Source organism: Capnocytophaga sp. H2931, assembly GCF_002302535.1.
GTDB lineage: Bacteria > Bacteroidota > Bacteroidia > Flavobacteriales > Flavobacteriaceae > Capnocytophaga > Capnocytophaga canis.
Genome location: NZ_CP022381.1, coordinates 246,608 through 273,541 on the forward strand (window position 1 = coordinate 246,608; position 26,934 = coordinate 273,541).

The following is a 26,934-nucleotide window of genomic DNA, read 5'->3' on the forward strand; positions in this document are numbered from 1 at the left end:
CTATTCGTATCGAAAATTCAGTTTTTACATGTTCCCGTTATCACGTCTTCCTAAAAAAAGGTAGGCGTAGCAAAATTATTTTTTTATAGGCTTCGTCACTTTTTCTTGAACGAGACGTTTAGCTTTTGGACGTTCCCTACTCCATCTTTAACAATCATTTCTAACTTATACGCATCTGTTTTTTTTGCCTCTATGTCCGAAAAATCAAACGTAAGCATCCGTGTTTTGGGGTCATACTCGAACAAAATCCACTCACCATTAAGGGATGCCGAATAGCTCCCAATTCCACTCAAATCGTCCTTGATTTCCACTTTTAAAGTTGAAGCATTTAACAATCCATTATTTTTGAAATTCACGGGCCTTACAGTTGGTGGAATGGTATCTTTCATAAGGGTAAATCGTCCTAAATTACGAGTTTTTGCCGTGAAAACTCCATTTTTGTAAGTTGTTCGTTCTGCCGAAGGTCGATTTTTCTCATTCAAGTAAGCGATAAACACTTGTGCAGTTTCCTCTTCCGTAAATTTCTTATTTTCAATATTCAAAGTAAATTGCTTATGTACAGCTTCTCGTGGATGATGTAGCGAAAGCGTGTCATTTTTACTATCGATTTGTATCATAAAATCATCATAAAATGTATTTTCAGGAAAATAAACATTTCCATTTTCAAAAGTGTAGAACTGGTCACGCTTAGCTACCAATAATTTCCCTTCTGCAATGGGTTTGGGCTCTATTATTTCCTGTTGCTTCCCTTCGATAGGAAGGACAATTCGAGTGGTATTACCTTTAATGTCTTCAACTGAAATGGTTGCCAAATAGGACATACCATCCTGAACGTCAATATGTCCGTTATTTTTTATATTTCGGTAAATCGTTGAAATACGATTTCCGGCTTTTTTGTACAACAACTGGATTCTTGTTTTTTTATCCACATACTGCTCGTAATCGGAAAAAACATTAATATAACGTGCTTCTGTAAAATCCAATTTGTCAAAAACATATTGAAAATGTACAATTCCGTTGATTTCCAAGGTAACACGGTAAACTCCACAAATGTGATAAGTGTCGTTCTGCTTATCAATAGATTGTATTCCTAAACCGATACTACCACTGGCTGTAATTTTATCTGCTAAGTACGACCCGTCCGATTGTTTGGTCATATTGATTTGTCGTGGCAATTGTGACTTCTCAATTTGAGAATCGCTCCCAAGAGAATAGCCTACTAATTGATACACACTGGGTGGAATTTCATCTAAAATGTCATAGCCAAACAACAAAGGGTTCATGGCTCTGGCACTCGAATCACGGATTTCAAAATGCAAATGAGGCCCGCCACTACTACCTGTATTTCCTCCATAAGCAATTAATTCTCCTTTTTTCACAGGTAGCTCAATAGCTTTGGGATAGGCTTCTATTTCGAACGATTTTCGTGCGTATTGTCTTTTCTTAATATATTTTTCAATATCGGGTGAAAATTTCTGTAAGTGAGCATACACGCTGGTATTCCCATCGGGATGTGTGACATACAAAGCCTTACCGTAACCATATGCCCCTACTTTAATACGAGAAACGTACCCATCTTCGATAGCATAGATTTTCAATCCTTCTTTGCCTTGAGTTTTGAAATCGACCCCTGCATGGAAGTGACTTCCTCGTAACTCGCCAAAGTTACCTGAGAGTAACAGCGGAATGTCCAACGGTGAAATATAGTCAGTTTTGGTTTGGGAATATGAAAAAAAACTAATGAATAGTACAAAAATAGTTAGTGAAAATTTCATTGAGTTGTCTTGATTTTATTATTTCCATTTGCATGACACCTTCCGCTGTAGGCAGTTGGAGTCGTGGTGAAAATAAATGCAATATTAATATTTTTCAGAAAATCTTTTAAACAGTTCTTTGGATAACCTCAAAAAGCTTGGATTCATCGCATTTCAAAGTTTTTGATGGGAACTTTAAAATCAAGGCGTAGTCATGAGTTGCCATTAAAATAGTACGCCCCGAAGCATTGATTTCTTTCAATACTTGCATAATCTCAACACTAGTTTCGGGATCTAAGTTCCCGGTTGGTTCGTCTGCTAAAATAAGTTCAGGATTATTGAGTAAAGCTCTGGCTATTGCCACGCGCTGTTGTTCTCCTCCGGACAATTCGTGTGGAAATTTCAAAATCATATCTTCCATTTTCACTTTTGCCAACACACGCTCAATACGTTGTTTAATTTTATTGGAGTCCTTCCAACCTGTGGCTTTTAAAACAAAAGCCAAATTATTGAATACATTTCGGTCTGAAAGTAATTTAAAGTCTTGGAACACGACACCCAACTTACGTCTTAACAAGGGGATGTCGGACTCTTGCATTTTTTTTAGGTTAAACCCTGCCACATACCCCTCACCCTTAAGCAAAGGCAAATCACCGTAAAGAAGTTTAATTAAGCTACTCTTTCCCGTTCCCGTTTTTCCGATTACATAAACCAACTCTCCTTTGTTGATGGTCAAATTCACATCTGACAACACCACGCTTGACCGTTGTTGAATAAATGTATTTTTAAGATGTACTATTGGTGCTTCCATTTTGATTTACTGAGTTATAAGTCTGCGTAAGGCTCCCATTTCTTTATATTTTTTTCGAGCTTCTTCGGCTGGATATCCAAAATAAGTCAAGCCTCCTTCCAACGATTTTGAGATACCACTTTGAGCCAAGATAACTGCTTTGGCTCCAATAGTAATCCCACTGGTCATACCTACCTGCCCCCAGATGGTTACCTCATTTTCTATAACAACACAACCCGCAATTCCTGTCTGGGAAGCTATTAAACATTTTTCACCGATAACAGTATCATGTCCTACATGAACTTGATTATCTATTTTTGTTCCTTTTCTGATAGTAGTATCACCTGTAACTCCGCGGTCGATAGTACACAAAGCTCCCAAATCAACATTATCTTCGATAACCACACGACCGCCTGATTTCAACTTATCGAACCCTTCGGGACGCTTTTTATAGTAAAATGCATCGGCTCCCAACACGGTTCCCGCATGAATCGTTACGTTATTGCCAATAATACAATCGTCATAGATACTTACATTCGAATGAATTACACAATTATCGCCTATCTGTACGTTATTTCCTATGAAAGCACCGTGCTGGATAATTGTATTTTTTCCAATCTTAGCGGTTGGCGAGACCAAAGCGGTAGATTTCAGGAAAGGTTTAAAAAACTCTGTCAGTTTGTTAAAGTCCCGAAAAGGATCGTCTGAAATTAGCAGAGCTTTTCCTTTAGGACACTCTACTTCTTTGTTAATGAGTACCACTGTGGCATTTGATTGCAAGGCTTTATCATAGTATTTCGGATGGTCAACAAAAACGATGTCCCCTGCTTGAACCACGTGGATTTCATTCATCCCTAAAACAGGGAAATTGTCATCACCCACAAAGGAAGTCCCGATAATTGTTGCTATTTGTTTGAGTGTATATGGTTGTGGAAAACGCATTTTCTGTGTTATTTATGTTATATGTTTATATATATCTGAGTTGCTAAATAATCTTGGGTGTTAGGCCCTTCGTGGAAGAGCAAATCCAAAATAGATAAATTGGGAATAAATCCATGTTTATCGGAAAAAATCTGATGATATTCCGTCATTTCCACAGGCAATTCTTTTTTAGCGTTAGTCAAAATCCGAGCATCCTTCAAATGTTTTGGAGTAGCTTCGTAGGAAACGGTTTTATCAAAATTAATATCGGTTTGCAAACAAGCCAACACCGTTTCGATAGTATCCATATTCACATCCAATAAAAAGGTGTAGTTTTTTTCAAAAATTGGACGTAAATCATCTTCATAATATTCAAAAAAAGGAGAAGTACGATATGCCGTTTCGAGGCTCTTCCAATGCAATCGCTGCCAAGGAAAATGGTTTTCAACTTTAACATCTTTGAACAATTGTCTGCCTGTTTCTCCTCCCACATGTTTTATAGGTAAATTCAAAGCCTGTTTTCCGTTAGCACCGTAAATGTATGCCCGATTTCGGAGTGTTTGCTTTTGATAGTTGTCCGAAACCTCCAACACACACGGACGGTTCAATATCCAATAAAATTGAGCAATTGACGGAAAATAAGTAGGATGCAAAAGTACGCTTTCTAACATTTTCTAATGAAATTATTTTTTCTTTTTCTTTCTTAATAAACTATATGCCAACCATAATCCAAGAGCTGCTAACACATAGTATCTGTATGAAACAGGTTCCCCTTCGCCATTGACCGTAGTGAACAAACGATTCCAACGGATTTTGTCCAATCCCGAAGCGTTTCTGTCTAAACTCATCCAAACTAAGACGGGTTTTCCAAGCACGTGATCCTCAGGTACAAATCCCCAATAACGGCTATCCTCGGAATTGTGACGATTGTCTCCCATCATCCAGTAATAATTCTGTTTAAAGGTATAGGAATTCGTTTTTATGTCGTTTATATAAACATCTTCTCCTTGTATCCGAAGTTTATTACCTTCGTACTCTTCAATAATACGTTTGTACAACGGTAAATTTTCAGCTGACAAAACTACTGTAGCTCCCTCAGCAGGAATGGTAATTGGACCGTATTGATCTTCATTCCATGGATATTTTTCGGAATGCGGAAACACCGATGGATTATATTTTCCGACCTCTTCCACTCGTTTTCTCACGGATACAATATTTGGATTCTGACGTAGAGTTTCGGCTACTGCTTCTGTTAAAGAGGAGAAAACATATACGTTAGGCTGAATTTCGAAAAAGTAATCCGTCACACCGAACTGTTTGTACATACTGTATTTATCGAAAACCCCTTTATTAGGTTGCACCTCAACAACATAGGAAGACTGTAACTTAGCTCTTACGGGGTATATCTCTTTTTTACCATTGATATGCACGTCTCCATCCTTAATCTCAAACACATCGCCAGGCAAAGCAACAGTTCGTTTCACGTAATTCGACCTTTTATCAATAGGTTTATGAACGTGAATATTTGACGGGTCGCGGAAAAAACGCACCGTGTCCGTAGGCCAGTTAAAAACCGTAATATCATTACGCTCAATCTTCTGCAAGGCAGGTAAACGCAAATAAGGTAGTTGCGGTTTGCTGAAGTATGACTTTACTCCTAACACAGGTACTGAATCATGAACCATCGGTAGAGCAAGTGGTGTCATCGGTACACGAACTCCGTAGTGGAACTTGCTAACAAACAGAAAATCACCTACTAACAATGTTTTTTCCAGCGATGAAGTCGGAATCATATAAGGTTGAATGAAATAGGTATGAATTCCTGAAGCTGCTACTACGGCAAATAGAGTAGCACTTATCCACGAAGATACATTCTTTTTGATAACCTGATTGTCTTTTTTTACGTAAAAAGCGGTATAACTTACATAGGCAGTAAACAAACCCAAAGTCAAAACCGAAAGTAGCGTGTAACGTTTTTTGCGATAGCCAAACACATGCAACCATTCATAGTTCATCACAATGAGCATAATATTCCCTATTACAGGAAGATACACTAAGAACAACCACCACCATGGACGTTCTATAATCCTAAGAAAAATGACCGTATTGTAAAAAGGGACAAAGGCTTGCCATCCTTTATAACCTGCCTTTTCGTATCCTTTCCAAAAGAATAAACCATTGACTAACTGTGCTATAACTAAAATATAAAAATACGCCATATTCTGTGTTTAAATTTAAAGTTCACAAAGATAAAAATTAATCTTGATTAAACAATACTGCCTCCATTTTTTTTGGCACGGCAAATTTACCTGCCAAATGATGGTATTCCACCCAATACTGAAGTGTAAATTCAATACATCGGCAGATTTGTTCAGAGGTAAGTTTTCTTTACATATTGTTTTCTATTACAGAGATGTAGTGCAGTACATCTTTCCCTTTTGAATTATTACTACAGCATTGAACAACGCCATATCTAAATGTATTTTTAAAAATTTCCTGACGTCAACATTTTTTTTTCTTGACGTAAGTTTTATTTATTTTAGTATACAAAAATTTTAAATTGTTACATGAAAAATCATTTCTTTCTTTATTTCTGTATTTTAAAATGTGTCTTAGAAATAATTCTAATGAATAATTTTTATAAAAATTTCAATTGTATAAGTAGTAGAATTTTATTCTTGTTCATTTTTTAATTGTACCCAGCATCACGTAATCCTGTACTTACCATTGCATCAACAACTTCTTTGAGTTGACTTTCAGAAATGTTCTCAGCGAAATAGTTCCAAGTCATAAACCCCATAGGTGGTGTTTCGGCTGTAGCCTTTTGTCCATGTACGCCAATGACAGCAAATAGTAGAAGGATTCCTAAAAAAAAGTATTTCTTAACCATAACTCAGTTTTTAAACGTTATTAAATTACAGATTAAAATTTTAAATTGAAATTAATAAAAAAACTATAACTTTTCTTACATTACTTTTAAGACCACTACGTAAAAAGAATACGGCTGTACAAAAGATACAGCCGTAAATTTTAAACCCTCTTTTTACGATTTTTCAAAAGAAATTCCTTCAATGGCTTTTTTCATTTCCACACCTGGAGTGAAGATAATGCGAACGTCCTTAATCATTGAAGCATTAAAATCTTTTTCGTTTTCCACACCTTCACTGCTAATGGAGATGCGGAATGTTCCAAAATCGCCCAGCTTTACGCTATTCCCTTTTAGTAGTTCTTTCGGAAGCTCTTCTAATAGATTCTGAATTACGTTGGCAATATCACCAGCCGTAAGTGACGATTTAGATGAAATCGTTTTAGCTATATCCTTTTGTTCTACTTTACTCGAAATTACCGCATTGGCATAAAATTTCTTTTTACTACGATCTTGCGGATTTGCTTTTTGTACTAAATGATACTTCATAGCTTTAGTTTTTTTGGTTAGAAATTCAATGTTGAAAAACGATGTTTTCGCTACCAAAGGTATTCATTTTCCGTGAGAAACAAAAAAAATTAACATTTTTATTTTTTCATCGTAGGGGCGTATTGCAATACGCCCTTACGGTTTCTTGTACCATCATAAAGGCGTATTGCGATACGCTCCTACGGTTTCCTATACCATCATAAAGGCGTATTGCGATACGCCCTTACGGTTTCTTGTACCATCATAAAGGCGTATTGCGATACGCTCCTACGGTTTCTTGTACCATCGTAAGGGCGTATTGCAATACGCCCTTACGGTTTCTTGTACCATCATAAAGGCGTATTGCGATACGCTCCTACGGTTTCCTATACCATCATAAAGGCGTATTGCGATACGCCCTTACGGTTTCTTGTACCATCATAAAGGCGTATTGCGATACGCCTTTACAGTTTCCTGTACCATCGTAGGGTATATTTCAATACGCCCCTACGGTTTCTTGTACCATCGTAAGGGCGTATTGCGATACGCTCCTACGGTTTCTTGTACCATCGTAAGGGCGTATTGCGATACGCTCCTACGGTTTCTTGTACCATCGTAAGGGCGTATTGCGATACGCTCCTACGGTTTCTTGTACCATCATAAAGGCGTATTGCGATACGCCTTTACAGTTTCCTGTACCATCGTAAGGGCGTATTGCGATACGCCCCTACTTAAGGTTTTTGTTTCCAGAGATTCATCGAATCTTTGCAGATTCTCCTTTCAAAAAATACATCTATCCATACAGAGCAGTAGAATATATAAAGTTTTTTTCTACTCATTACTTTTTGATATTCTTAAAATTACTTGATATACTGCGTTTTGTACTCAGAATATAATTCCTGAAGATATTTGTCACGATGTTTGGGAAAGTAGACCATTAGCACGTACATCAAAACAAGTAGAAACGTGAATACTGCAGAATAAATTATGTACGCCATTTCAGTATCAGGAAAATCACGCCAAAACTGTAAACTCATCTGACAAGGAAAGAAGAAAAAGAAAGTATGATCATTCAATCGCAAAATGATATCCTCAAAAAGCCACTTTTTATCACCTTTTTGTTTAAGCGTACGTCTGTTTTTAACCATAAATACAATAGCAGCAATAAAAATGGCAAGAGACAACGCGGGAACCATAATTTTTGCGTTCCCAAACAAAGTAAATAGTGAAAAAATGGAGATAACAATACAAAATATCAAGATTATTTTGGAAATAACAAACAGTTCTTTGGTTTTTTTCCACAACATTCGATTATAACGTTTACTCATTTGTTTGGTTTTTTCTTCTAATACATCCATAAACCCAAACACTCCAAATTTACGGAATTCTTTCTGCAAGGCCGTTTCAAAATCGTCGTCAGGAAATTCTTGCCAATGCGTTTCGATAGCATTTGCCAGATGGTCAACCAGTTCAGTTTGTACGTCGTAATATTCCACGTAATGCTGACGCGTAAATTCATACAGACGTTCGATTTGTTTTGGGGTTACTTTTTTCATATTATATACTATTCTATTTTTATTTGAAGACATATTGTAATATGCCATACTAAGTAGTTATCATAAAATCTTTATATTCGGGATACAATTCCATTAGATACTTATCTCGATTTTTGGGTAAATAATAAAAAACTAAATATACCGATATACCTAAAAACGTAATTAAAATCGAAAAAACAGCCATAAAAGCAATATTTTCTCCCAAATATCTAATAAAAAAATGAAGCTGAGCCAACAATCCTAACGCCCCCACATAGTTGTTATACCCTAAGAGGACGTTTTCAAAAAGCCATTTTTTATCAGTTTTATTTTGATATAACTTGGGTTTTGAAAGTAAAAAGGCATATATAAAAAACAAAACGATAAGTGTCATACTACCAACGATTTCAGCGGCTATATCCTTGAAGAAATACAAAACTGTATAAACAACCAACGCAATACACAAAGTCATCATTATTTTAGGAAAAGTAAAAAAGTCTTTAATTTTCTGCCATAGTATTTTGCTGTAACGTTTATTCATTTCTTTAGTTTTATGTTCCACCACATCCATAAACCCAAACACCCCGAATTTACGGAATTCTTTCTGCAAGGCCGTTTCAAAATCGTCGTCAGAAAATTCTTGCCAATGCGTTTCGATAGCATTTGCCAGATGGTCAACCAGTTCAGTTTGTACGTCATAATATTCCACGTAATGCTGACGTGTAAATTCATACAGACGTTCGATTTGTTTTGGGGTTACTTTTTTCATAGTAGAAACTTAGTTTGAGAGTTCAAATTTGTATTCGGGGAACATTTCCAGAAAGTAGCAGTCACTATTTTTCGGAATATGATAGCTTATAATATACGTGTAGATAAATTGAAGCGTAAAGCCTACAACAATAAATAAGATAGGAATATGCTGCTTTTGAATGAACAGCCAATAATAAAGTATGATGTGCATAGAAGTGTGTAACAACAAAGGATAATTATCCTGATACAGAAAGATGTTTTTGAAAAGCCATTGTTTGTTTGATTTTCTTTTGTAAATAGATTTAGTTTTCAGATAGATGATACCTTTGAAAATATAAAACACAATGATTATTCCTAAGAAAGGCATCCACATAGTATTAAAAGCGGAAAGTAATGTATATATTACAGCTGATATAAAAAGAGTAAGTAGTATTTTAGGAAAGGTGAAGAACTCAATTTTTTTCTTCCGAAGCAATTTTTTGTACAATTTTTCCATTTGTTTTGTTTTCTCCTCTACAATATCATTAAACCCAAACACCCCGAATTTTCGGAATTCTTTCTGCAAAGCCGTTTCAAAATCGTCGTCAGGAAATTCTTGCCAATGTGTTTCGATAGCATTTGCCAGATGGTCAACCAGTTCAGTTTGTACGTCAAAGTATTCCACGTAATGCTGACGCGTAAATTCATACAGACGTTCGATTTGTTTTGGGGTTATGGTTTTCATAAAATTTTTCGATTTTAGTTTATGTGTTTTTATTTGGGTATTTCTATTCGGAATTACTTTTCATTGTAATTTTCTGACTTGTAACAAACTCGCATTACTTTTACGATGTAAGTTTTGCTACTTTGTATTCCTTATATGTTTCTGTAAGATATTTTTCACTCTTGAAAGGAATATGAAATAACACCAAATAAGAAAAAATATAAATAAGAACTATGACAAAAGAAAATATACTTATAAAATATTTATTTTCAATATACTCAGTATGATGAATATTAGCCATAGAAAGTGTGTTAAGTATGATTACTAAAAGAGAAGCACACCAACCATTATTAAAAATAATATCCTTTAAAATCCATTTTTTGTCGTTTTGATTCTGTCTTTTCTTCCTGATATATTGTTGGATGAAGAAAGAAATAATTGTTAAATAGGTACTCATAAACAGCACATTAACAACGGTTCCTTTGTCAGAAGATAGGTTTAACAAAATAAATAATGACATTGTCAGAATTATTGTCATTATAATTTTTGGGAACGAGAAAAAAGCGATTATTTCTTTCCAAATAATGTTCTTATATCGTTTACGCAGTTGTTTTTCTTTCTCTTCTGTAATTTCCTTAAAACCAAAAGTACCAAACTTTTGAGCTTCTTGTATTAAAACGATTTCAAAATCGTCATCAGGAAATTTTTGCCAATGTGTTTCGATGGCATTTGCCAGATGGTCAACCAGTTCAGTTTGTACGTCAAAGTATTTCACCTGACACTGATGCGTAAATTCATACAGACGTTCGATTTGTTTTGGGGTTACTTTTTTCATATTATATGGTATTGCTTTTTATTGCAGAGATATGTTGCAATATATTTCTACGATTTTGCTTCCACTGATAACACAAACTTCAACAGAATATATCTAAAATCTAAAAAATAATCCGTCAGGGTATCTGTGGAATATTTTTATCTTTATTGGAATTATAGTTTTACAACGGGTACTAAATCCGTATCTCCCTGAGGATTAATAATATTCTGAAGACAAGCTATGAAATTTTGTATTTCAGACACCTGTTTTTCGGTTTCTTTGATACCGCTCTCCGTTATTTTATAGTATTTACGAATGCGGTTGTCTACCTGCTCAATTTCAGGTGTAAGTAATCCTTGGGCTTCGAGTTTATGCAAAGTTGGGTATAAAGCACCTTCAGTTATGGCAATCTCTCCTTGCGAAAGCTGCTTTACCTTCTGAGTAATTTCATAGCCATACATTCGTCCGTTGTCCTGTAACAGCTTCATAATGATGGTACTCAGACTTCCTTTATAAAGTGCTGAATTTTGTTTTTTCATCGTCTTATATATTTATGTTGCAAATATACATAATTTTCTTATGTAATAAAATTTATTACAAAAAAATAAACCTCCAACCGTAAAGGCTAAAGGTTTAAAAGTTTTACTATTTGCTATTTACTAATTACGAAATATCACCTCCCTTTTCCGAGCTATTGCGTATAAAAACACAAACAAACTCAAAAAATAGGATATTCGAGCCAAGTAATCGTCTGATTTTGTGTAAAATGTGATTTCTTCATTCAGATTGATAGTAGCTCGTAAGCTACCTTGCGTATCATACGGCAATAAGCTCAACACATCGCCACGCTGATTGATGAAGGCAGAAATTCCTGTATTGGCACTTCGGGCAATGCTTCGCCGGGTTTCGATGGCTCTCAAACGTGCATAACTCAGTAATTGCTTATGTCCTTGGGTGTTTTGCCACCAAGCGTCGTTGGTAAGTATGGCTAAGAAATTTGCCCCATTCTTGACATAATCGGTTACGAATTCGCCATAGATTGATTCATAACAGATAATTGGAGCTGCTTTTCCTTCGGTTTGTTCTCCGTAAAACACACTCCGATGGGGTTGAGTGGTCTTTATGGCTACTGTTCCCCCCAAATCTATCAATGTTTCCCCGAAAATAGGTTTCAAAACACTTTGATATGGGAAATTTTCTACTCCAACAACTAATTTTGATTTATGATATAGTGGAATATCCGCATTTTTATTCAGCAAAAAGGCTGAATTATAATCGTTATACCAAATGTTGTGCCTTTCCAAATAGTTACTCTGCGAAGTCAATAGAGATTCATCTTCAATAAAATCAATCATGGCTACACCACCAACTACATTCAATTGGGGATACTGAGCCACCATTCGTCGCAATATGGAAATCTCCCACGATTGTTGCAGTTGGTTGAGTCCTATGTTATCTCCAAAAACGGTTTCGGGAGTAACAATAAAATTGACGTTATTATCTAATCTCTTCTCGGATAATTTAACTAATAAATTAGCGATTTCAGGATTAGAAATCTGATATTTTTCATAATAAGGATCTACATTTGGCTGTAAAACAATAACATCTATCGGGTTTTCATCTTCTTTGTAGTTAAAATACGTGAAATAAGAAAAAATAACAGGCACAGCAAAGTATAAAATCGAAATTCCGACACCTTTGGCTAATATTTTTCTATTTTGGGTCTCAATAAAAGTATTTATATATAAAAATAAGATAATATTAACCAACCAAACCCATAAAGTTCCTCCAAAGGTTCCCGTATATTCGTACCACTGCACCCACGCTGGATATTCTGAAAATACATTTCCTAAATTCAGCCATGTCCACGAAATGTCCCATGTTAAATGAAACTTTTCAAATGATAACCATATGGAAATCAGAAAAATATACGCTACTTTCTGAACCACACGCTTAGCTACTATATGGAACAATAGAAAAACAATCGTCATCAGTAACGTATTTGCCAAAATAGCAAAAACGGCACCGCCTTGGGTTGAATTCCAAATCCACCATGTGGTAATTACATTCCATACTAAAAAAGACAAATAGCTGACAAAGAACAACTTCCGTTTAGTATATTTGTAATTCCTGCGAATGCGTTGCTCTGCAAACAGTAAAGGAACGAACGCTGCAAAGATAAACACCGCAAATCCATAAGTAGGCCACGAAATGGCTAATAATATTCCTGAAAATAAGGCTAATAGTATATTTTTTTTCATTTCTATGTAGTATTCGGAGAACTATGGGATACTAATTTTGGATGAGAAATCACTCCTTAATTCCTTCAAATATTTTCTGAATGCTTCGGTACGAATTATTGAGCAATTCTGGAATCTCCGAGAGAGCTTTCCAACGTACTTTTTCAATGTCTTCTTCGGTCTGTGGTTTTAATTTTCCTTTGTATTTAGTGAACATATCATACCAATAAGTTTCTTTCATAAAATACGTGCCATCGTGTTTAAATACGTGATATGTAATCGTATTAAAACGTATGATTTTCAATTTTTTAACTCCTGTTTCCTCTTCCACTTCTCGCAAAGCACAGACAACAATGTTTTCGCCTTTTTCTTTTTTACCTTTGGGTAAATCCCACTTGCCTTGTCGTTTTATGAAAAGTATTTCACCTTTTGCATTGGTTACAATACCTCCACCTGCCTTGATGGTCGTAATTTTTTTCTTGAATTTTTTCAAAAGTTTTTCCTCTTTAGGATGATAAAGATAAATTTTATCAACTTCTTTCTTACTTATTTCAGAGACAAGAAATTCAATAGTAATATCCTTTTTTAAAGGAAAATATTTGATATTCTTATTATTTTCCCCTACATTTGTCTGCTCTACACTTGTTAGAACAATCGATTTGTCGTTTATAAAAATTTCATACATAATCAAAATGGTTTTAAATAGTAACACTGCACAAAAAACAGCTGAATTTTTATTGCAAATAAAAGCAATTAAATTGAATTCTGAAAATTCTTTTACATGGGCTTCGGGCTGGAAATCGCCAATTTATTGTGACAACCGTATAATTCTCTCATACACAGAGGTTCGTAATTTTGTCGCTTCGCAAATGGCTGAACAAATTAAGGAAAAATTTCCAACAACAGAAGCGGTTGCTGGAGTAGCTACAGGGGCAATTGGTATTGGGATGTTAGTGGCAAACATACTCAATTTGCCTTTCATTTACGTACGCCCCGAACCTAAAAAACACGGTAGGCAAAACCAAATCGAAGGACTTTTGGAGGCCAATCAAAACGTTATTGTCATTGAAGACCTTATCAGTACAGGAATGAGTAGTTTGAATGCGGTTAAAGCCCTCAAAGATAGTCAAGCAAACGTTTTGGGAATGATTGCCATTTTCTCCTACGGATTCGATTTGGCTCATACGAATTTCGCTAATGAAAAAGTAGAACTATATACACTCAGCGACTACGAAAACCTATTGACACAAGCGTTAAAGGTAGGGTATATCACTAAAGATGAGCTACATACTCTCAAAGAGTGGCGTCAAAATCCATCGCAGTGGCGACAGTAAAGATTTGACACATGCTCGCGCTAAAATTCGTCCGGAAAGTTTTGTCTATGAATCTCTTATGAATACTCAAAAAAACTTTTCGGACAATTTTTGTAGTACTAAATTTTAAAAACTGAAATTCAACCTTTCCTTTAACCCCGACTTTTGCTAAATCGATGCTACCTGCCGTTTTTTTATTCAACGCCTATTTTCATTACCTTTCCGTCAATCAGAATTTTGTTATTCAAGAAGATTTTATTTCCTAACATTCCCGTCATTCCAGAAAATTTCATCAGTAAACTTTGAGTTTGTGAAAATCCGTCTACATAAGTAACAGTGTTCAAATGAATTTTATTCTTTCCTAAAGATATTTCTTCATTAGATTTTGAGGTGTAAGTTGTCAAAATATTTCCCCAAGAATTTTCTTTCTCAATCTTAATTTTTGAATTTGCTAACTTTAATTTTTGCCAAACTTCTTTGTTCGTAACCAATTCATAAGCACTTGTTCCCGTATCGTATAAAAATTTTTCGTCTTTACCTCTCAAACTTCCTTTTATAATTATTTTTCTTTTTTTGAATTGGAAATCAGATAGTTTATTTTCAAAGTTCGTTGGCATTTTATCTATATTAAATTCTAATAAATTTTCTTTAAAATTTAGAACTGTTATTCTATTCTCTAAAATATCGGAACCAATTGTTCCAATAATTTTTAGAGTGTCCGTTTTATCTCCATAATTTAAAACCTTAAACTTATCGGAAGAAATTATTGAATTTCCTAAATTGAAACTTGCAATAGCCCTTTTATTTTGTGTGTTTATTTTTATATTCGGAATATTTTCTACCGCTTTTTTATAGAAAATAGTTGAAGGACTTCCTGTATCAAACTGCATAAAATAAGTTGTGGAATTTCCACTAAATTTAATGGGTAACAGAATGCTGTTTTTTTCATTTCCCCATTTTATAAAAATTTCTCCACTTTCATTTTTAATATTGAGATAATTTTTTTCAGGAGTAAATTTTTTGTCAAAATAAAAATATCCAATTATTGAGGACAAAACAATAATTACCAAAAATGTCAATAAGATTTTTACAAATGTTTTCATAAGCGTTTTCATTCAAAATTTTTCTGCAATTTTCTGCAATTTAATTTGAAAACATTAAAAATTAAGGGCGACAATCTTACGACAATTTCACGAAATGGGTTATAAAAAATTGTTTTTCAGTTTAATAGATAAATCTTGTTTTTGATTCAAACTAATCCCATTTTTTATAATAACAAACAATTTTGCACAAATAAGAATGATTAGTGGAACTACAAAAAGAGGAAATTTCGCTCCAATTATTTTCTGAATAAATGGACTTAAAATCATTGAAACCGAAAGTATCATCGTTAAGATAATTTGAACGCCTACAATTTCCTTTCCAATAGTTTTGTTTTTTAAATCTTTGGTTCTGTATGTTAAAATCAGTGGAATAATCACGTTTCCAAATGGCAAAATTAGTCCTGACAACGCAGAAAAATTAATCAATTTCGCTCTTTCAAATTTTTCTTTTTCTTGAAATAGATTTTCGGGTTCAGTATCCAAAGCCTTTGCAATGTTTTTCAAAGTGAAACCTTTTGGAATGTTTCCCGCTTCAATCCGTTGAATTGTGCGCAAAGAAACTCCCGATTTTTCTGCAAGTTCATTTTGCGTTAAATTTTTCTGTTCTCTCAAAAATTTCACTTTATTCGTCATAGGTTTTAGCGGTATTTTGGTTAAAATTGCAGGTAACGGAAAAGTATTTGGTCGTACTGTAAAAAGTATGATGACATAAAAAATTAACAATCAGGAAAAAACGTAGTACTTTTGTTAAATCTTAATCACAATTACACTGCATTGCTCCGATTGTCAGAGTACAAAAATAGGAAAAAACGGAAAAAAAATCTTAAAGCACGACCAAATTTAACACATGCTCATACTAAAATTCGTTCGGAAAGTTTTCTCAGTGAACCATTAAAGGCAAAGCTTTTCGGACAATTTTTTGTTATGCTAAATAGCCTCCAATTCTTTAATCTTATCGCGCAATTGTGCTGCTTTTACAAAATCTAATTCTTTAGCAGCAGATTCCATTTGTTTTTTGAGTTCTTTTATTTTTTTTGTCCGCTCTTTGTCCGTCATATACGGTATTTCAGCTTCGGCAACGTGTTTGAACGATGGGTCGTAATGAAATTCGGTAATTGGGCTTTTGCTGAGCGTATTTTCGATTTTTTTATTTAAGGGCTTGGGTGTGATACCATTACGAAGATTGTAATTCATCTGTTTTTCACGCCTATAATTCGTGTCATCAATGGTAATTTGCATACTTTGCGTAATTTTATCGGCGTACATAATGGCTTTTCCGTTTACGTTACGAGCGGCACGCCCCACCGTTTGGGTTAGCGACCGTGTGGAACGCAAAAAGCCTTCTTTGTCGGCATCCAAAATGGCAACGAGCGAAACTTCGGGCAAATCCAAGCCTTCACGAAGCAGATTTACGCCTACCAATACATCAAACAATCCACGCCGTAAATCCTGCATAATCTCCACACGTTCAAGGGTATCCACATCACTGTGAATGTATCGGCAACGCACCCCGATTTTGGTCAGATATTTGGTCAACTCCTCTGCCATTCGTTTGGTCAGGGTCGTTACTAAAATACGTTCGTCTTTCTCAACGCGAAGCTGAATTTCTTCTGCCAAGTCATCAATTTGGTTTTCGCTTGGGCGGATTTCTATTTCAGGGTCGAGCAAACCTGTGGGGCGTATAATTTGCTCAACGTAAACTCCTTGCGTTTTTTGAAGCTCATAATCGGCAGGGGTGGCACTTACGTAAATCACCTGATTTTGAAGGGCTTCAAATTCTTCAAATTTCAGCGGACGATTATCCAAAGCAGCAGGTAAACGGAAACCGTATTCCACCAAATTTTCTTTACGACTGCGGTCGCCCCCGTACATTGCGTGTACTTGCGGAACGGTTACGTGGCTTTCGTCGATAACCATCAGAAAATCAGAAGGAAAATAATCCAATAAACAAAACGGACGCGAGCCAGGTTCTCTTCCGTCCAAATAACGTGAATAATTTTCGATGCCTGAACAATAACCGAGTTCGCGAATCATTTCCAAATCGAAATTGGTGCGTTCTTCCAATCGTTTGGCTTCCAAATGTTTGCCTATTTCTTTAAAATATTCTACCTGTCGGGTCAAATCTTGTTGAATGTCCCAAATGGCTTTTTGTAACACGTCGGGCGAGGTTACGAACATATTGGCAGGATAGATATTCAAACTATCGTAACGTTCTAATACTTTGTTAGTTTGTGGGTCGAAAACCTCAATTTCTTCGATTTCATCTCCAAAGAAATGAATGCGGAAAGGCGTATCAGAATAGCCCGGATAAACGTCCACCACATCGCCTTTTACTCGGAAATTTCCGTGAATGAAATCGGCAGTGGTTCGGGCATACAAACTTTGCACTAAACGATGCATAAATTTGGTTCGTGGAAGTACTTCGCCTCGCTTTATAGTGATTACATTCTTCTGAAATTCAATAGGATTCCCGATTCCATACAGACACGAAACGGAAGCCACAACCAACACATCGCGTCGTCCTGAAAGCAAAGAAGAAGTAGCACTAAGCCGTAATTTTTCGATTTCTTCATTGATGGATAGGTCTTTTTCGATGTACGTTCCCGTAGTGGGAATGTAAGCTTCGGGTTGGTAATAATCGTAATACGACACGAAATATTCCACCGCATTGTTCGGGAAAAACGCTTTAAATTCGCTATATAATTGAGCAGCAAGGGTTTTGTTGTGAGCCAAAACAAGCGTTGGACGTTGCACATTCTGCACCACATTAGCCACAGTAAAGGTTTTCCCTGAGCCAGTCACACCGAGTAAGACCTGATATTTTTCCCCTTTTTCGATGCTTTGTGTGAGTTGCTTAATGGCTTGAGGTTGGTCGCCAGTAGGCTGAAAATCAGATTGTATAGAGAATTGCATTAAGTGTATTTTTATTTATGTGTTTCAAAAACCAAATGTTTATAACTTCCACCTGCTAGTGATTGTTTATTCACATATTCAAATCCTAAGCGTGTATAGAGCTTTTCGGCTTGTGGATTTTTTTCATCAACAAGTAGCCCGATTTTTCCAAGTTTGTTTTTAGAAACATACTCTTGCAGAAAAGTAATTAATTGTGAACCAATGCCTTTTCCTTGTCCTTGAGGGCTTACGCTTACTGTGTCGATATAAATCTCTCCTTCGGAAGTTTCGTCTTCAACAATGATTTTTCTTCCAGAAATTTGCTCAGCCAATGTCAGAACAGGCTTTCTAAGTTCGTGCAAATCGGCACCATCATAAAAAACTAAAGAGCCAATAGCTTGGCTATTTTCTTCAAAAACAATTGTATTTGTATAGGAATATTGATTTCTTTCCTCCAAAAAAAGCGTTTTTAGGAAAGAAATTGCTTCCTTTTTGTCTTCTTTCCCAATGAGTTTGAAAACAATTTCTTCCATTGCCTGAAACATCAGTGGAGCTACAAAATCAGCATCATTTTTTATTGCAAATCGAATCATTTTTTTACAATTAAGTGTTTACTTTTCAAATATGCGGTATATCCTATATAAAAACATCTTTTTCAAAGAGTTAAAAATTAAATATTTACAGGGTTTCACCTTAATTTCGTAGAAATCTTACTAACATATCATAATGTTCGAAGTATCATGATTTAGTAAGATTTCATACAAAAAAGATAAAGCTAATGCTTTTACCATGGCATTAGCTTATTGTATATTATTCGGAATTAGGCTTTATCTATATTTCGACTGATGACCAATTTTTGAATTTCAGTAGTTCCTTCTCCAATAGTACACAATTTGGAATCACGGAAAAATTTCTCGACAGGGAAATCCTTAGTATAGCCATAACCACCGTGAATTTGAATGGCTTCAGTGGAAACTTTTACGCATACCTCAGAAGCATACATTTTTGCCATCGCTCCTTGCTGGGTTACTTTCTGATTTGTATTTTTCAAATAAGCGGCTTTATGCAACAACAACTCGGAAGCCTCTATTTCAGTTGCCATATCGGCTATTTTAAACGCAATAGACTGAAAGTCAATCAATCTTTGTCCAAACTGCATACGCTCCTTGGCATATTTCACCGAGGCTTCATAAGCTCCCTTAGCAATTCCTAACGACAAAGCACCGATAGATATACGTCCTCCGTCCAAAATTTTCATTGCTTGAATAAACCCATCTCCTACTTCTCCCAATCGATTAGAGTCTGGAATTCTACAATCTTGAAATATAATTTCGGCCGTTTCACTGGCTCGCATTCCTAATTTATTTTCCTTCTTACCACAACTAAACCCTGGAGTACCGCGTTCTACCACAAAAGCTGTTATACCATGTTTATCTCCTTTTTCTCCAGTACGTGCAATGACAACTGCTATCTGACCTGATTTTCCATGTGTTATAAAATTTTTAGCTCCGTTCAACACCCAAAAATCACCGTCTCTCACAGCTGTTGTACTCATTCCTCCTGCATCAGACCCTGTATTATGTTCAGTAATTCCCCAAGCTCCAATCCATTCACCTGAAGCCAATTTTGGCAACCATTTTCGTTTTTGTTCTTCATTTCCAAAAGAAAGTATATGATTTGTACACAGTGAGTTATGAGCTGCTATCGACAAACCTATCGATGGGTCAACCTTTGAAATTTCTTCCACTATGGCTATATACTGATGATAGTCAAGCCCCGAACCTCCATAAACTTCAGGAACTAAAATTCCCATAAAGCCCATCTCTCCTGCTTTCCTGAATACCTCAACGGGAAACTCCTGCGATTCATCCCATTTCATGACATTAGGACGAATATATTTTTCAGAAAAATCTCTGGCCGTCTCAGCTACAATCTTTTGTGTTTCGGAATAACTAAAATTCATACGCTATTTATTTTTATATGGTTGCTATTTAAATTTTATCAAAAGGCCAAGATCCTTACCTCAATCACCTAACAACAATCTGATAACAAATAATATAGTACAGATTATACAAATTTTCTTCCTTTACCAAAATCCCGAACATATGTCGAAAATATGTGTAATCAAGGTAATAAAAGTTCGGCAGGATATGACAGTTCTCTTTTTGTAAAGCATCACGAACTGCTAACCTCTCTCGTGAGCAATATTACATAAATAATTTGAAAAATAAAAGTATTTAATTCTCAATAAACAAATAAAATTGGAGTTTTCGTATCTTCAATGTGTCAAATTCATTGATTTCCAACAAATCATCAAATTTTTTAAAATTTCCCAACTCACTTCGTAACCCAATGATCTTCTTAGTTTCCTCGTATTTAAGATACGGAATTTTAGCTAATTCTCTGAGGGTTATCAAGTTAATATCTTTTTTAACGATATTCGGAAGTGTTTTTACTTCAAATTGTATTTTGAGTCGCTCAACAACATCTGTTTCCAAACCATACACCTCGGCTAATTGATCCATCTCAACAAATCCTTGTAGACGTTCTTTGTATTTTAATATTCTGTCTGACAACACATTACCTACTCCTTTTACTTCCATCAGTTGTTCTTTGGTGGCTGTATTAATATCTTGTTTTTCTTTGTGAGAAGAGGTCAATGAAGTTTTTACCTTTTGGTAATCATTTGATTTTTTGTTGTTTACCCATTCAGGGAATTTGAACGCTGGAGCTATTTTTTTCAGTAGAGAATCAGAAATTTTTGTAATATTTTGAAATTCTTGGGTACTATTTACAAATTTACCTTGCTTACGAAAAGCCAATAATCGATCTATTTCTTCGGTAGACATTCCTAAAATATATCCCTTATAATCAGTAATATAATTTGGATTAAAGGGATAGATTGTATCTTTTTTGGGACGTAACGCTACAGTACGCAACGAATCGACCTGTTTTTCTATGTTTGCAAACAATTGCGAAGATCTTTCAGATGTTTTTTCACTAAAATCAACTACAAAATAAGCGATTTGTATCAATACAATAAGTAGTAGCAATAGGAAGATTCCAATTCGCTGATTTCTTTTGAAAAATGGAAAACCTTTCATATAAAAACCCTCCTTACATTCTTAATCTTTTTTCAACTGCTTAGCATATTCACTTTCCAAACTTCGTTCGAACATACGCTTTTCCAAGTCAGTACGCTTCACTTCACCATTGAGATATTTTTCAATCATCAAAGAAGCTACTGGCCCTGCGATGCGTGAACCAAACGAACCATTTTCAACAAACACAGCTATGGCTATTTTAGGATTTTCTAAAGGTGCGAATGCTACGAAAATGGAATGATCTTCAAGTTTTGTGCGTACTCCATTGATTCGGATAAAGTTCTCAGCTGTTCCTGTTTTTGCTGCTACATCTACCCCTTCAATGACAGTACCTCGTGCCGTTCCATAATTATAGGTCATATTCATCCCTTGAATAATAGGTTCAAAGTGTTTTTCGTCTATAGTGGTATGTTTAGGTTTAGTAAACTGTTCAAAAGGAGTTACCTGACCATTTATTTTCTTCACTATGTGAGGTGTGTAAAAATAACCACGATTAGCCACAATAGCCATCACATTTGCCAACTGAATTGGAGTGGTAAGCAATTCTCCTTGCCCAATTGAGTTGGAAACGTTATTCGAACTAGTCCATCGACCTACCCCATACGCCCTGTCGTAAACGGATGCGTCAGGTACTTTTCCTGGACGACCGATGGGAAAATCGCTCCCCAAAAAACCTCCTAAACCAAAACTTTTGAGATGATTCGCCCAAGCATCCATCCCAATAGCTGTTTTAGGGTATTTTTCAATCGAACGCCGATAAGAATTGGCAAAATAGGAATTACATGAAAATGCAATTCCGTGATACAAATCATTACTTGAACGACCACAATGGCAACGCATCACACGATTTCCATAGTGATAGCCACCACCACAACTGAATCGGGTGTTTGGATCAATCACTCCTTCCTGTAAAGCAATCAAAGCGTTCACTACTTTAAAGGGTGAAGCTGGTGGATATTCAGCCAATAAAGCTCTGTCATACAAAGGCTTAGCAATAGAATCTTGGTATAAAGCTGTATAATTTTTGGAACGTTGCCGTCCCACCAATAAATTAGGGTCGAATGACGGAGCAGAAACCAACGCTAAGATTTCACCCGTTTGAGGCTCAATAGCGACAACGCCACCTCTCTTGTTTTGCATGAGCTGTTCTCCATACGCCTGTAAATGAATGTCGATGGTCAATTGCAATGCTTGTCCCATCACAGGAAGCGTATCAAGAGCGCCATTCTTATAACTACTTATTTGACGATTATGTCTGTCTTTTTGGAAGTAACGCACTCCTTTTTCTCCTCGTAAAAAAGTCTCATACTGTTTTTCAACACCTTGTCTACCAATAAGTTCCCCCGAAAGATAATATGAATTTTCTTTCAATTCCCATTCGTTTACCTCACTGATGTACCCTAGAACATTCCCTGCATTATGAGTCAAATAGTGTCGTAAGGCTCGTTTCTGGATATAGAACCCGTCAAACTTTCGCAATTTTTCTTGCAAAACTGCATAGTCAGCTTTTGATAATTGATTTACTAAAACGGAAGGTTTTCGATAGGAATATTTTTTAGCCTTTTTCAAACGTTCTTCAAAAACTTCTTTGTTGATTGACAGCAAATTACATAGTTCCAAGGTATCAATACGTCTTACCTCGTTGGGGATAACCATCACATCATAAGCAGGTTGATTCGATACCAATAGCTCTCCATTTCTATCATAGATATAGCCTCTTTCTGGATAGTCATAAACCACCTCAATCGCCACATCCGCATCAGGACGCGCATCTTCATTGAAGGCGATAACCTGTAGATAAATCAATCGCAATGAAAAGATAATACCAGTCAAAATTATAGCGAAAAAAAGTAAATATTTTCTCATTTTTTCGTATTGCTAAATATGTAAATAAACAGCAAGCAAACAACCATTGTGAAGAAAGAAGCCACACCAATCCTCGCAAAAGTAGTAAGCAAATGATTAAAATTAAAAATTTCGAGAAAATAAAATAAAATATGGTGTAATATAACCAATAAAACTACGTAAACAAGCACCTTTGTAAATGGATGCTGTTGTAATTTTATTTCTTGATAGTCTAGATTTTTCCCAAAAACCAAAGTTAAAATACCTGACCTAAAATAGGCTACAAACACACTACTTGCTGCATGCAAACCTCCTGTGTTAGAAAAAATATCTACACACAATCCTAATAGAAAAGATGCAAACAGAAAAGGAACTCTGTTTTCTCGATAAGGAGATAAAATGATAAACAACAGATAGACCATCGGATTAACATACCCCCAATAACTAATATTATTAAAAATAAGAACCTGCAATAGCAGTAGCACGACAAACAATACAGTATTCTTTATAAAAATATTATTCATAGGAGATCTGGTTTTCTAAATTATGAATCTCTTGTTTATCCTTATTTTCAATGATATACACAAAATCAATCTTTGCCATATCGGTGAAAAGTTCCACATCAATCACATATGAATTGTCCATCTGACTTCTGTTAATAGCTACAATTTTCCCTACGGGAATCCCTTTTGGAAAAATGTTTGACATTCCTCCCGTTATAACAGTATCTCCTTCTTGAATAGGTGCAATATTTGGTATATCAACTAATTGCACAACATTAATTCTATCTCCGTTCCATTTCAAAGAACCAAAATGTCCTGAGTTCTTAACCATAGCATTTAATGCTGATTTGGTATTCAAAACACTTTGCACGGTCGAAAAACGGTTTCCCGTATTTTCAATGATTCCAACAATTCCTTTAGAAGAGATAACTCCCATATCTTGGGTAATGCCATCTTTCGCTCCTCTGTCAATGGTCATGTAGTTTTTACTATGTAAAAAGCTATTCCTGATTACATTAGCCTTTCTAACTTCATATTTCAAAGAATCAAAAAACTGCAGTGAATCCATAAAAACATAACGACTTTCGTACTGTTGCATTGCCAACAATTGTCTACGAAGTTCTCTATTTTCTTCGCTAAGCATTTCATTCTGAGTACGCAGATCAAAATACTGACGCCAATAATTTGTAAATCGATAGAATGTACCAGAAACAGCATTTGCTGAATTGATGAATTTACTTTGGGGATAAAAATTATCCCTGAAAATCAATGATATAGAAAAAGAAAAAAGCAACAAAAACATGAAAAAATTTTTCTTACGTATAAAAAACAAAATGATTTGTTGCATAATTTCGTAAAAATATAAAATTTATTTGATTGTTTATTTGATTTTACATTAGACGTAACTTGCCAGAGACAATGTTATACTCCAATGGCGAACGCTCACCAAGAACAAAAACTCAGACAAATTTCCTTCATTTATATTTGCATATCAGCAGGATATATTCAAAACAATAAATTCCTGCTGAAAAACAAAACTTTCATCTCTATATGAAATATAGATTCACGGAACCTCATTTACTATTTCAAGAGAATACTTCTAAATTTATTGATATTTTTAAGCGTAATTCCCGTTCCACGAACTACGGCACGCAACGGGTCTTCTGCAACATACACAGGCAAATCCGTTTTGAGTGAAATACGCTTGTCCAAACCACGAAGCATCGCTCCACCACCTGCCATATAAATTCCTGTGTTGTAAATATCAGCTGCTAACTCTGGAGGCGTTTGCGAAAGGGTTTCCATAATCGAATCCTCAATACGCAAGATGGATTTATCCAAAGCCTTAACCATCTCACGGTAGGATACTTGTACCTGTTTTGGCTTTCCTGTTAGCAAATCACGACCTTGCACACTCAAATCATCAGGGGGAGATTCTAAATCTTCAGTGGCTGCTCCAATGGTGATTTTGATATTCTCAGCCGTACTTTCCCCTACATATAAGTTGTGCTGCGTACGCATGTAATGCACGATATCAGAATTAAAAATATCCCCTGCAATTTTCACTGATTTATCACAGACAATTCCCCCTAAAGCAATTACAGCAATTTCTGTAGTTCCCCCTCCAATATCTATAATCATATTTCCTTTGGGTTGCATAATATCCAACCCAATACCAATAGCGGCTGCCATAGGTTCATGAATCAAATAAATATCTTTTCCGTTCACGCGCTCACAAGATTCGCGTACAGCACGGGTTTCCACCTCTGTAATCCCCGAGGGAATACAAACTACCATACGCAACGAAGGTGAAAAAAAACGTTTTTTCAATGCAGGAATACTACGTATGAGCATACTAATCATCTGTTCTGATGCGTCGAAATCAGCAATAACTCCATCCTTCAACGGACGTATAGTCTTAATATTGGGATGCGTTTTTCCTTGCATCAATCGTGCTTCTTTACCCACAGCGATGATTTTGCTGGTGGTTCGATCTTGTGCCACTATTGAGGGACTATCAACCACGACCTTGTCATTGTGGATAATTAACGTATTCGCTGTTCCTAAATCTATCGCTATTTCTTCTGTTAAGAAATCAAAAAAGCCCATATTTATCTTATGTGTATTACTTTATTTTTTTATATATCAATACCCTACAAAGGTAAGCATTTTTTGTGAAATTAGACTGCAAGTTTAAGGAAAAAAAAGGGGTTCTGCAAATAAATATGGTGAAAATCATATAACTTAGATTCAACCCCCAAGTGCAATTTTTTATGCCACGAATTTATAAAATAAATTTTTAGGTTCTTCAAAATCTAATGTTAATCTCGGTCTTCGGTTAATTTTATGTTGAATTTCTTTAATCTTCTCTTTGCTAATTCTCTCAAAATAAGTACCCTTAGGGATATATTGTCGTACAAGTTTGTTGGTATTTTCACTCAATCCTCGCTCCCAAGAACAATACGGATTGGCAAAATAAAAATCACAACTTAATTTCTTGCTAATATACTCATGTTCAGAAAACTCTAATCCATTATCACTGGTAATGGTTTTCACATAATCTTTATACGGAAGCAAAGCGTATATCATTGCTTTGGCTAAACTTTTTGCATTTTTACCACTTAACTTCCTCATTATTAGAAATTTTGTTTTTCTTTCTACAATCGTCAGAATCGCTCCTTTATGTTCTGCCCCCACGATTAAATCTACCTCAAAATGTCCAAATTCTTCATTAGTCAAAACGATTTCAGGGCGTAAACGAATTGGTTTTCGGTTTTTTATCACTTCTTTTTTGCCTGAAACGGGGCGTTTTCGATGTTTTAACTTATGTCTTAAATATTGATATAAATCTCCTCCTTTTTCCTTGTCTTCTCGGATATATTGATAAATCTTTTCAGTACTTACCATACTTATTTCGTGCTTTTTACAGTAACCTACGATTTGCTGAGGAGACCACTGTTCCCGCCTTATTTTCTCTTCTACAAAAGCTGCTACCTTTGGGGTAAACTTCCTGTTTACGGCAAATCTTTCCTTGCGAATATTGGCTTGTTCCTGAGCGTTTTGAGGGTTATACCCCCCTCTTTTGAGTTTGTTCCTCTTAAGCTCCCTACTGATGGTGCTTTCTGACACGCCCATTTGCTGAGCAATAAATTTTTGTGATTTATTACATTTAAGATATGCTTTTATTTCGTATCTTTGCTCCAAAGTTAAATGTTTATATTTCATTGTCTTATTGGTTATTTGACAAAGAAATAACATTTTTTTGAAGGGAGA

At 35.4% G+C, this 26,934-nt stretch carries 26 protein-coding genes; 1 reads left to right on the top strand and 25 read right to left on the bottom strand.

Annotation, left to right across the window (positions count from 1 at the left end; genetic code table 11):
- Positions 1-95: 95 nt before the first annotated feature.
- The 14 genes from CGC52_RS01030 to CGC52_RS01095 form a co-directional block, all read right to left on the bottom strand.
- A complete protein-coding gene (locus tag CGC52_RS01030; protein ID WP_232751826.1) occupies positions 96-1,775 on the bottom strand; it encodes a M23 family metallopeptidase in 1,680 nt (559 codons plus the stop codon).
- A gap of 106 nt (positions 1,776-1,881) precedes the next feature.
- A complete protein-coding gene (locus CGC52_RS01035; RefSeq protein ID WP_042010471.1) occupies positions 1,882-2,565 on the bottom strand; it encodes a cell division ATP-binding protein FtsE in 684 nt (227 codons plus the stop codon).
- A gap of 6 nt (positions 2,566-2,571) precedes the next feature.
- A complete protein-coding gene (gene lpxD / locus CGC52_RS01040; protein ID WP_042010469.1) occupies positions 2,572-3,486 on the bottom strand; it encodes a UDP-3-O-(3-hydroxymyristoyl)glucosamine N-acyltransferase in 915 nt (304 codons plus the stop codon).
- Between the two features lie 17 nt (positions 3,487-3,503).
- Positions 3,504-4,136, bottom strand: coding sequence for a WbqC family protein (locus tag CGC52_RS01045; protein ID WP_042010466.1), 633 nt, complete (start codon positions 4,134-4,136; stop codon positions 3,504-3,506).
- A gap of 12 nt (positions 4,137-4,148) precedes the next feature.
- Positions 4,149-5,684, bottom strand: coding sequence for a signal peptidase I (gene lepB, locus CGC52_RS01050; protein ID WP_042345122.1), 1,536 nt, complete (start codon positions 5,682-5,684; stop codon positions 4,149-4,151).
- A 470-nt stretch (positions 5,685-6,154) separates the two neighbouring features.
- The gene (locus CGC52_RS01055) at positions 6,155-6,355 is read right to left on the bottom strand and encodes a hypothetical protein (RefSeq protein WP_042010462.1); all 201 of its coding nucleotides are present in this window, start codon (positions 6,353-6,355) and stop codon (positions 6,155-6,157) included.
- Between the two features lie 153 nt (positions 6,356-6,508).
- Positions 6,509-6,880, bottom strand: a complete 372-nt coding sequence (locus CGC52_RS01060) for an HU family DNA-binding protein (RefSeq protein WP_042010485.1) — start codon at positions 6,878-6,880, stop codon at positions 6,509-6,511.
- An 839-nt stretch (positions 6,881-7,719) separates the two neighbouring features.
- On the bottom strand, positions 7,720-8,415 hold the full coding sequence (locus tag CGC52_RS01065; protein ID WP_042343291.1) for a hypothetical protein: 696 nt from the start codon (positions 8,413-8,415) through the stop codon (positions 7,720-7,722).
- Between the two features lie 49 nt (positions 8,416-8,464).
- Positions 8,465-9,163, bottom strand: a complete 699-nt coding sequence (locus CGC52_RS01070; RefSeq protein WP_095893183.1) for a hypothetical protein — start codon at positions 9,161-9,163, stop codon at positions 8,465-8,467.
- A 9-nt stretch (positions 9,164-9,172) separates the two neighbouring features.
- A complete protein-coding gene (locus CGC52_RS01075; protein WP_095893184.1) occupies positions 9,173-9,868 on the bottom strand; it encodes a hypothetical protein in 696 nt (231 codons plus the stop codon).
- A 100-nt stretch (positions 9,869-9,968) separates the two neighbouring features.
- Positions 9,969-10,682 (bottom strand): hypothetical protein, encoded by a 714-nt coding sequence (locus CGC52_RS01080; RefSeq protein ID WP_095893185.1) that lies wholly within the window; start codon positions 10,680-10,682, stop codon positions 9,969-9,971.
- 152 nt (positions 10,683-10,834) lie between these two features.
- Positions 10,835-11,200: a PadR family transcriptional regulator gene (locus CGC52_RS01085; RefSeq protein WP_042008439.1), complete on the bottom strand. Its 366-nt coding sequence runs from the start codon at positions 11,198-11,200 to the stop codon at positions 10,835-10,837.
- Between the two features lie 120 nt (positions 11,201-11,320).
- Complete coding sequence (gene lnt, locus CGC52_RS01090) at positions 11,321-12,922, bottom strand: apolipoprotein N-acyltransferase (RefSeq protein ID WP_095893186.1); 1,602 nt, start codon at positions 12,920-12,922, stop codon at positions 11,321-11,323.
- A gap of 49 nt (positions 12,923-12,971) precedes the next feature.
- Positions 12,972-13,586 carry an NUDIX hydrolase gene (locus CGC52_RS01095; RefSeq protein ID WP_095894414.1) on the bottom strand — a complete coding sequence of 205 codons (615 nt, stop codon included), beginning with the start codon at positions 13,584-13,586 and terminating at the stop codon, positions 12,972-12,974.
- A gap of 7 nt (positions 13,587-13,593) precedes the next feature.
- Between CGC52_RS01095 and pyrE the strand changes: the two genes are divergently transcribed.
- Positions 13,594-14,235, top strand: a complete 642-nt coding sequence (gene pyrE / locus CGC52_RS01100; RefSeq protein ID WP_095893187.1) for an orotate phosphoribosyltransferase — start codon at positions 13,594-13,596, stop codon at positions 14,233-14,235.
- 173 nt (positions 14,236-14,408) lie between these two features.
- On the opposite strand, the gene CGC52_RS01105 is transcribed toward pyrE, so the two are convergent.
- The 11 genes from CGC52_RS01105 to CGC52_RS01155 form a co-directional block, all read right to left on the bottom strand.
- Positions 14,409-15,317: a hypothetical protein gene (locus CGC52_RS01105; RefSeq protein ID WP_095894415.1), complete on the bottom strand. Its 909-nt coding sequence runs from the start codon at positions 15,315-15,317 to the stop codon at positions 14,409-14,411.
- 99 nt (positions 15,318-15,416) lie between these two features.
- Positions 15,417-15,950: a helix-turn-helix domain-containing protein gene (locus tag CGC52_RS01110; protein ID WP_095893188.1), complete on the bottom strand. Its 534-nt coding sequence runs from the start codon at positions 15,948-15,950 to the stop codon at positions 15,417-15,419.
- A gap of 294 nt (positions 15,951-16,244) precedes the next feature.
- On the bottom strand, positions 16,245-18,230 hold the full coding sequence (uvrB, locus tag CGC52_RS01115) for an excinuclease ABC subunit UvrB (RefSeq protein ID WP_095893189.1): 1,986 nt from the start codon (positions 18,228-18,230) through the stop codon (positions 16,245-16,247).
- A gap of 11 nt (positions 18,231-18,241) precedes the next feature.
- On the bottom strand, positions 18,242-18,802 hold the full coding sequence (locus CGC52_RS01120; RefSeq protein ID WP_095893190.1) for an N-acetyltransferase: 561 nt from the start codon (positions 18,800-18,802) through the stop codon (positions 18,242-18,244).
- A 227-nt stretch (positions 18,803-19,029) separates the two neighbouring features.
- Positions 19,030-20,172 (bottom strand): acyl-CoA dehydrogenase family protein, encoded by a 1,143-nt coding sequence (locus tag CGC52_RS01125; protein ID WP_095893191.1) that lies wholly within the window; start codon positions 20,170-20,172, stop codon positions 19,030-19,032.
- A 274-nt stretch (positions 20,173-20,446) separates the two neighbouring features.
- On the bottom strand, positions 20,447-21,313 hold the full coding sequence (locus CGC52_RS01130; protein WP_095893192.1) for a helix-hairpin-helix domain-containing protein: 867 nt from the start codon (positions 21,311-21,313) through the stop codon (positions 20,447-20,449).
- Positions 21,314-21,334: 21 nt separating this feature from the next.
- A complete protein-coding gene (gene mrdA / locus CGC52_RS01135) occupies positions 21,335-23,179 on the bottom strand; it encodes a penicillin-binding protein 2 (RefSeq protein WP_042008425.1) in 1,845 nt (614 codons plus the stop codon).
- Positions 23,176-23,682 (bottom strand): rod shape-determining protein MreD, encoded by a 507-nt coding sequence (locus CGC52_RS01140; RefSeq protein ID WP_095893193.1) that lies wholly within the window; start codon positions 23,680-23,682, stop codon positions 23,176-23,178. The genes mrdA and CGC52_RS01140 overlap by 4 nt, the downstream gene beginning before the upstream one ends.
- Positions 23,675-24,508 carry a rod shape-determining protein MreC gene (gene mreC, locus CGC52_RS01145; RefSeq protein ID WP_042343266.1) on the bottom strand — a complete coding sequence of 278 codons (834 nt, stop codon included), beginning with the start codon at positions 24,506-24,508 and terminating at the stop codon, positions 23,675-23,677. Before mreC ends, CGC52_RS01140 begins: the two co-directional genes overlap by 8 nt.
- A 233-nt stretch (positions 24,509-24,741) precedes the next feature.
- Positions 24,742-25,770, bottom strand: a complete 1,029-nt coding sequence (locus tag CGC52_RS01150) for a rod shape-determining protein (RefSeq protein ID WP_042008422.1) — start codon at positions 25,768-25,770, stop codon at positions 24,742-24,744.
- Positions 25,771-25,932: 162 nt separating this feature from the next.
- Complete coding sequence (locus CGC52_RS01155) at positions 25,933-26,886, bottom strand: IS30 family transposase (RefSeq protein ID WP_095893194.1); 954 nt, start codon at positions 26,884-26,886, stop codon at positions 25,933-25,935.
- Between the last annotated feature and the right edge of the window lie 48 nt (positions 26,887-26,934).